The sequence below is a fragment of the Nostoc sp. genome, assembly GCF_035638895.1.
GTDB lineage: Bacteria > Cyanobacteriota > Cyanobacteriia > Cyanobacteriales > Nostocaceae > Nostoc.
Genome location: NZ_DASQZC010000550.1, coordinates 1 through 7,145 on the forward strand (window position 1 = coordinate 1; position 7,145 = coordinate 7,145).

Sequence of the window (7,145 nt, forward strand, 5' to 3'; positions counted from 1 at the left end):
AAAAGCGATCGCATTCCTGGTAATATCTGCCTAAATAGCAGACCTCGGATGCCTTTGGGCAAAGGGCCTTGCTGGGAGTATTTCCCAGTCAATAGCCCCAAAGCTAGAGGGCTGTAGGCAATAAGTTTTATTCCCAACTCATCACAAAGGTCTTTGAGCTTTAGTTGGGTGACAGGATATGTAGACAACAAAGAATATTGAACTTGCAAAGTACTAATAGAAACGCCTCGTTCAGCAAACTTTTTCTGCACTTGCTTAAGCCGTTTAGGCCCATAATTGGATAGTCCCACTCCCTTAACTAGTCCTTGGTCATACACATCGGCAAGGCCATCTAATAGCCCTTCCTCTTGCCAAGGAGCATAATTCGCTGTAGACCAGTGCATCTGTACCAAATCTACGTTTCTCCCCAGGCGTTGGGCAGATGATTTACAAGCCCTTACCATTGATTTACGTGTCCATCTCCACGGGTAAGCAGCAAGCTTAGTCGCAATACAAATATTTTCTTTGCCTAAACCTACATATTCCTGGCTGAATCGTCCCAGAAGTAGTTCACTGCGACCATTCAATCTCCCAGTTCCGTAAGAATCACCTGTATCAAATAAAGTCACACCGTTGCTTACACAAAGGTTAAACACCGCTTGCAACTGGTCATCCATACTTTCGTTATATCCCCAAAGTAGTTGGTTGCCCCAGGCCCAAGTGCCGCAGCCCATATTTGGGAGTGTAAGTTTTTGGAGAGTCTGCATCTTTGCTCTCTGTAGATTGCCTTATTAATTATCAGGCATATAGTCCGAAAAATTTTGCGATGCAACCTCTACAAGAGGCTGACGCTCTATGACTCGCTAATGTCAATGGCGGACGTAGCGATCGCTGCAAATATTAAAGTATGATTTTTCATTATGCTAGACAAATGATAGACGTTCAAATTTACGTTCTACTATTTTTTATGCACACAGATTATATTTCAGATAAATCTATTGGGGAATTCGCAAGGAGCCAAGCTTTCTGAGTCCATGCGCTATTAAATAACCCGACTTCTGGTACTTTTAACTCAAATGAATGAGGTGGTGATTGTAGCAACAAGGGCGAACCTTTGTCATGTGACTCCACTAAGTTAACTATCCAGGGGAGAAAGTCTAAAATTTCTTTTGGTAGTACAGTTAACTCAAAGTCCCACATCAAATTAAGACCTCGGCAGACTTGTCCTTTTCTGAACGTCGTGATACCAGCACTCTTATTAACAGCCAGTCGAAGAATGAATGGACGGAATGGGACAAATTCATCAGGTGCTGTATAAGGGTATACATTTAGATAGTTTAGTCTCTGCCTATGATCCATCCAAGATGCGATCGGAGAATTACTACTATAAGATGTACCAGTTATGCTCACGGGCAAATTCATAGCAGCAGCAAAGTTAGAGTAGAACTCACGTCTTAGTTCGCTAACAATATGTTTAGCTTCTGGGTTCATGGTTGCTACACCTATTACAAAAACGAGCGCATGGCTTCATAAGAGATAGTTATTATCAAACTGCAACGCGAAAGTCATTAGTCATTAGTCCAAAAGAAACCTGTCAACCAAAGCACAAAAAAAGGCAGACGCCTTGTCTGCCCTCAAGACTTTAGAGCTAAATTCTTAGTTTTAAACCTTAATAGCGCCGAGAGGAACCACCATCACCACCTCGTCTACCGCCAGAGGAACCTCCGTCTGTCTTGGGCTTGGCTTTATTAACTTTTAAGCTCCGACCCATCCAATCAGCAGTATCAAGGGCCTCAATCGCTGCTGTTTCTTGTGCGTCTGATTCCATTTCTACAAAGCCGAAACCTCTCATCCGACCTGTTTCTCGGTCGATAGGCAATTGAACATTTTTTACCGTTCCGTATTCTGCAAAGACTTGCCGGAGGTCATCTTCTTTAACCTCATAAGATAGGTTACCGACGTAAATTGACATAGAATGTCTCCAGAATCAGGGGCTGTAGAGATTTAGATCCGGAGAGGTCTGTAATACAAGTATATATAAAAACAAACTACATAGCCGAATTTAATCTTTCACGCACACTTTAACATAAATTAAGAAGTTATATTCATAAGCAACATTATACTTATCTGTTGGCCTAAATACTCGGACAATTAGCGAAACTCTTTTAAAATAAATCTACCAGCGATCGCACTGAATTTAAGGTAACAAACAAAATTAAATTACTGAACTGATTTCTCTTCAAACAGTAGTAATTTGTAAATTTTATTCACTCAAAAGTTTGAGAGAGTGCAATTAAATAAAACCAGTGCGATCGCTTGTAACGTAAAATTAGTTTCCATCCGGCATTTGCTAACACCTTGACGCCCATGTTTTGCGACTACCTCATCCAAATCTTGACTGCCCGTGTGTATGATGTTGCCCAGGAAACACCACTGGAGTATGCCCCAAATTTGTCTGCGCGGCTGAATAATCAACTCCTGCTGAAACGTGAGGATATGCAGTCAGTATTTTCCTTTAAATTGCGGGGTGCTTATAACAAAATGGTGCAACTGCCACCAGATATATTGGCACAGGGTGTAATTGCCGCATCTGCGGGGAACCATGCTCAGGGAGTCGCCCTTGCAGCCAGTCGCTTAGGAACCAAAGCGATTATCGTTATGCCAGTAACCACACCGCAAGTCAAGGTGGACGCGGTTAGAATGAGGGGCGGAGCAGTTGTCTTACATGGAAATACTTACGACGATGCTTATAGCTATGCCCGTGAATTAGAAATAGAAAAAGGTTTGACGTTTATTCATCCTTTTGATGATCCTCATGTCATTGCTGGACAGGGAACAATTGGGATGGAAATTTTACGACAATATCAGCAACCCATCCATGCGATTTTTGTCGCAATTGGAGGGGGCGGATTAATTTCTGGCATTGGGGCTTATGTAAAACGCTTGCGTCCCGAAATCAAGATTATTGGCGTTGAACCAGTAGATGCTGATGCTATGTCTCAATCGCTAAAAGCCGGACATCGGGTGCGCTTGTCTCAAGTGGGGTTATTTGCTGATGGTGTGGCGGTGCGAGAAGTAGGTGAAGAAACCTTCCGTTTGTGTCAGCAGTATGTAGATGAAATTATTCTGGTGGATACAGACGATACTTGTGCTGCCATTAAAGACGTGTTTGAGGATACGCGATCAATTTTAGAACCAGCCGGTGCATTAGCGATCGCAGCTGCTAAAGCCTACGCAGAACGAGAGCAAATCGAGGGACAAACTTTAATTGCTGTAGCTTGTGGTGCAAACATGAATTTTGATCGTCTCCGCTTTGTGGCAGAACGGGCAGAGTTAGGCGAACGCCGCGAAGCAATCTTTGCGGTCACAATTCCAGAGGAACGGGGAAGTATTCGCCAGTTTTGTGAATGTATTGGCAATCGTAATCTTACCGAGTTTAATTATCGCATTGCCGATGAAAAAACAGCCCATATTTTTGTCGGTGTGCAAATTCAAAATCGTGCTGATGCTGCCAAGATGGTAGAAAACTTTGAAGCTCAAGGATTTGAAACTCTTGATTTAACAGACGATGAACTAACTAAATTACATCTGCGGCACATGGTAGGTGGGCACTCTCCCTTAGCTCATAATGAATTGCTCTACCGTTTTGAGTTTCCCGAACGTCCCGGCGCATTGATGAAGTTTGTTACTTCCATGAGTCCCGACTGGAATATTAGTCTTTTTCACTACCGTAACAACGGCTCAGACTACGGTCGAATCGTTGTTGGTATCCAGGTTCCCCCGCACGAGATGGGAGAGTGGCAAGCTTTTCTCGATAACCTGGGCTATCGCTATTGGGATGAAAACAAAAATCCGGCATACAAGCTGTTTTTGGGATAAGTGGGGAGCAGGGAGAGTAGGAGAAGAATAACAATCCCCTACTCCCTACTCCCTACTCCCTACTCCCCAATATCATATTGGAATCCCAAGTATAGAAGCCAATTTGGTTAGGAACCCTAGAGAATCTGCCTGTCCGATAGCCTCTAGATAATTCATTCAGCACCTTATTTTTGACCTCTCGAAGTTGCTGAGAATCTAGTTCTCCATAAATTCCGGCGATGACTTCAGCAACGCTGAAAACTTTACCTGGATTTTCTTCAAACAGAGAGGTGAGGGCATCAATTAAGAATTGACCCTCAAAGGCTTTGAGCATCGGTACTGCTTTTGTCGGGGGTATAAAAGGCTTCTTATTTTTGTTTTTGATGCTCCTAGAAGCACCATTGCGCTTACTTGGGGCTACCAAACTTAAATCCAGAGTATAACAACCTGGCTCATCAGGAATAGTTACCCAGTAATTCCTTTCCCTGCCTTGGGTAAGGGAAGATTGAACCCGACCTTTGACTACTTTGAATACGTTGGAATCTAAGTCTCCATAAAGCGATCGCACGATAAAATCGATATGACACACAGTACCTATCTGCTCTTGCAATAGCTGTTTTATGGCTTCCATTCGCGAAACAGCGTGATTATACTGGGGTAGCATAGGGATTTCAGCCACCTTCATTGAACTATCGTTGTTCTCTGGAGCGATCTTTGGATCTGGTGATGTAGTTGAAGGTTGACTCTCTTTTGTATCAACAGCAGAAAAGGAATTATCGATTTCAACCAAGTCTTTGTTTGCAAGTTCTGATACAGACTTCACCAAGTTGATTTCGTCGATGTCATCAAGAGGTGATAAAAAGCGCAAAGAGTCTTCTTCGGAAACATCCGAGGTTTCATCAGCCGCCGTCAGACTTGATATCTGGTTGCTGTGATCAGAAAAAGACCAGTTAGACAACAACGCTTCTACATGATCGAGCTGCTCCCGCGCCTGCACAAAGAGGCGTTCATACTCTTGTGTGAGGCGAGCATAATAGTCTCGTAATTCCAACAATGGTGAGAGAAAAGTACCTGGTGGTGGTTCTAATTGTCCATTTTGAGTCATACGGCTTCAAATCAATTTAAATCGATGTCACTTTTGTAAGACATTGCTCTGGGTTTTGCTTTGTGAGATGCTGGCTGGGATTTTTTAGGCGGTTGGGGAGGGCGACATCTCTCACAATATAAGGGTCGAGGCCCGAAAGTCTCACGCTTTGTCAGATCGTTACACTCTTTACAGACAAACTGGAAAACACGAGTATGAATCTGTCTTTTGTGCGCCCTGACAGTATATTCTCTAACATCAATGAATTTACTTGCCATAATCAGGATTGTGAATTGCTCTCGTATCAATGTCCTATCAATATAGCTATTCAAGCAAATCAAGCTGCATCAGTGTGTGTTTATGTAGAAGTTTTATTCAATTCAGTGAATTTGACACCTATCATAAAGTGCAGATGAGGAACTTGATAGTTAGTTATTGACTATCCTCTCAGCATATAATTGGTGATGAGGAAATACCACTACCATTTTTTAGGCGCAGGCAATTTTCATCGCCATCAGCAAAGAAATTGGGGTTAAGGAAGTGCAGGATTATTTACTTCCACTGTTTGTCAAATTAAGTTATTGCCAGTGTGTCTGTATTAGACATCTGCGAAAATTAAATATGCATTATCCAGAACCCTTGTAAAGACGTAGCACTGCTGCGTCTTTACATTCATTTTTGGAGATGTCTATTGGTAAGTTTTACGATATTCCCTATTCAAATGATGGAAATTACCTGCCAAAGAGTTCAACCCCTGTCACAGGTGTTACACATTCGAGCTAACCCGCATTACTGATATTTATGTGTCTAAAAAATCATCAGTATATTGGGCAGTACGACTAAAAGGGTTGCCAGAACCGCAACTCCTCTGGGAAATATCTGTCAGTTTTCTTGGATTCGTTCTGCCAGTGATCCCATGCAACCACTAGTTCTTCTCCCAAATCCTGAATCATTTCGCCTCGTTCCACATACAAAGTGCGGTATGGGTCAGCATGAGCAACAATAGAACCAACGCCAATTGTGTCAGGTTGAGAAGAAGCGATTTCTAAGGCAGTAATTAATTTTGTTTCCTCGCTGGTTAATTCTACCCAGTAGTCCTGTTTAATCACCTCGTATTCTTGGGCAACATTCCAAAACTCTTCCCAGCTACAACCCGGTTTAGCTAGCGCCGCTCTAATGTCACTAACTGCCTGGGGCAACATTGACAATTGCTCGGCTCGATATGCGATTGCTTGTGGTGTCGCCTCACTCCTCAGAATTATCGCCGCGGCTTCCAGGGCTTGGGTGTTGTTCATGGCGCTGGCGAGATTCTTCAACGCCATACCCATTAGGCGCAGACATTCTTGGGCATTTTCTTTTGGTGGTTCAACAGCTAGCGATCGCAAATCAATAGTTTTCTCTAGTGCAAGCTTTACCTGCTTATTCAACACTTTGCTTGCCTGCTGCGTCATGGTATTCCCCCACTGCTCTTGAGGGCGTTCCTGTACGGCGTTTTCCAAAACTTGAATGCGCTGCTTGAGTTGTTGATTCTCAGCCTCCAACTGCCGTAGCGATTCCATCTCATCCAATCGTTGCTGCAACTGAATATTCTGCTCCTTCTGCTGCTTGTACAGGTTTTGAAGGGATTGAATTTGCTCTTTAGCTTGGTCTTCTGCTCTGGTCGACGCTTCTGTTTGCAAGCTAATCCTCAATTCCTGGGAAAGTCGCTCTAACTCTTGCTGATGCTGTTCTTTAATTTGGGCAATTGCTTCAGTGTATTCTGGTGGATAAGTCTGCTCTTTGGGGAATGGGACACTCGCAGCATCTAGATCCCTATTATTGATCAGCAATCTCTCACCATCAGGGAAAGTGACAATCTGCTGCCAAAGGGTTTTTCTTGGGCTGCGATCGCAACAGCTTGTTGTAACTTGTCGGGAGTTTTGACCAGCCGGAGTAGGGGGCGGGTTTGAGAAGGTTTGGTGATTTTATCCCTAAAATCTTCAGGTAAAGTTTCAACCACTCGCTCTGCTGCAAATAAAGGCCAAGTTGTTCAAACAAGAACGGTTAGTAGATTTGAGTAGTGACCGACTACGAAGATTAGTCAAAAAAAAACTACCGTTGGAAACGAACTTTGAATTTGCCACTCCAAAAAACAAGACCCAATCAAAAAGGCAATAAAGCAAGCCGATTTGGAGATGTTGGAATTAGCCGCAGTTGCCTGTGAGATAGAGTTGAAATATCTCGA

At 43.2% G+C, this 7,145-nt stretch carries 8 protein-coding genes and 1 pseudogene; 2 read left to right on the forward strand and 7 right to left on the reverse strand.

All coding sequences use genetic code 11. From position 1 onward, the window contains the following. The 3 genes from VE944_RS27065 to VE944_RS27075 form a co-directional block, all read right to left on the reverse strand. The coding region (locus VE944_RS27065; protein ID WP_324984538.1) for an aldo/keto reductase at positions 1-746 on the reverse strand (746 nt) is incomplete at its 3' end. 211 nt (positions 747-957) lie between these two features. After that, positions 958-1,470: a hypothetical protein gene (locus VE944_RS27070; RefSeq protein ID WP_324984541.1), complete on the reverse strand. Its 513-nt coding sequence runs from the start codon at positions 1,468-1,470 to the stop codon at positions 958-960. A gap of 178 nt (positions 1,471-1,648) precedes the next feature. Then, positions 1,649-1,951, reverse strand: a complete 303-nt coding sequence (locus tag VE944_RS27075; RefSeq protein WP_324984544.1) for an RNA recognition motif domain-containing protein — start codon at positions 1,949-1,951, stop codon at positions 1,649-1,651. Positions 1,952-2,346: 395 nt separating this feature from the next. Between VE944_RS27075 and ilvA the strand changes: the two genes are divergently transcribed. Next, on the forward strand, positions 2,347-3,858 hold the full coding sequence (gene ilvA / locus VE944_RS27080; RefSeq protein ID WP_322646100.1) for a threonine ammonia-lyase, biosynthetic: 1,512 nt from the start codon (positions 2,347-2,349) through the stop codon (positions 3,856-3,858). Positions 3,859-3,910: 52 nt separating this feature from the next. Here ilvA and VE944_RS27085 read toward each other — a convergent pair whose 3' ends face one another. The 4 genes from VE944_RS27085 to VE944_RS27100 form a co-directional block, all read right to left on the reverse strand. After that, the gene (locus tag VE944_RS27085) at positions 3,911-4,942 is read right to left on the reverse strand and encodes a hypothetical protein (RefSeq protein WP_324984551.1); all 1,032 of its coding nucleotides are present in this window, start codon (positions 4,940-4,942) and stop codon (positions 3,911-3,913) included. Between the two features lie 11 nt (positions 4,943-4,953). Beyond that, positions 4,954-5,199 (reverse strand): hypothetical protein, encoded by a 246-nt coding sequence (locus tag VE944_RS27090; RefSeq protein ID WP_099099597.1) that lies wholly within the window; start codon positions 5,197-5,199, stop codon positions 4,954-4,956. A 561-nt stretch (positions 5,200-5,760) separates the two neighbouring features. Continuing rightward, a complete protein-coding gene (locus VE944_RS27095; RefSeq protein ID WP_324984556.1) occupies positions 5,761-6,750 on the reverse strand; it encodes a hypothetical protein in 990 nt (329 codons plus the stop codon). Beyond that, complete coding sequence (locus VE944_RS27100) at positions 6,744-6,920, reverse strand: hypothetical protein (protein ID WP_324984558.1); 177 nt, start codon at positions 6,918-6,920, stop codon at positions 6,744-6,746. The genes VE944_RS27095 and VE944_RS27100 overlap by 7 nt, the downstream gene beginning before the upstream one ends. An 11-nt stretch (positions 6,921-6,931) precedes the next feature. Between VE944_RS27100 and VE944_RS34220 the strand changes: the two are divergent. Next, a pseudogene (locus VE944_RS34220) lies at positions 6,932-7,145 on the forward strand (IS630-like element ISAcma27 family transposase); the annotation flags it as partial.

Excerpts from the sequence above, each read along its gene's own strand:
- VE944_RS27070 (WP_324984541.1), bottom strand. The coding sequence starts at position 1,470 with ATGAACCCAGAAGCTAAACATATTGTTAGCGAACTAAGACGTGAGTTC.
- ilvA (WP_322646100.1), top strand. The coding sequence starts at position 2,347 with ATGTTTTGCGACTACCTCATCCAAATCTTGACTGCCCGTGTGTATGAT.
- VE944_RS27085 (WP_324984551.1), bottom strand. The coding sequence starts at position 4,942 with ATGACTCAAAATGGACAATTAGAACCACCACCAGGTACTTTTCTCTCA.
- VE944_RS27090 (WP_099099597.1), bottom strand. The coding sequence starts at position 5,199 with ATGGCAAGTAAATTCATTGATGTTAGAGAATATACTGTCAGGGCGCAC.
- VE944_RS27075 (WP_324984544.1), bottom strand. The coding sequence starts at position 1,951 with ATGTCAATTTACGTCGGTAACCTATCTTATGAGGTTAAAGAAGATGAC.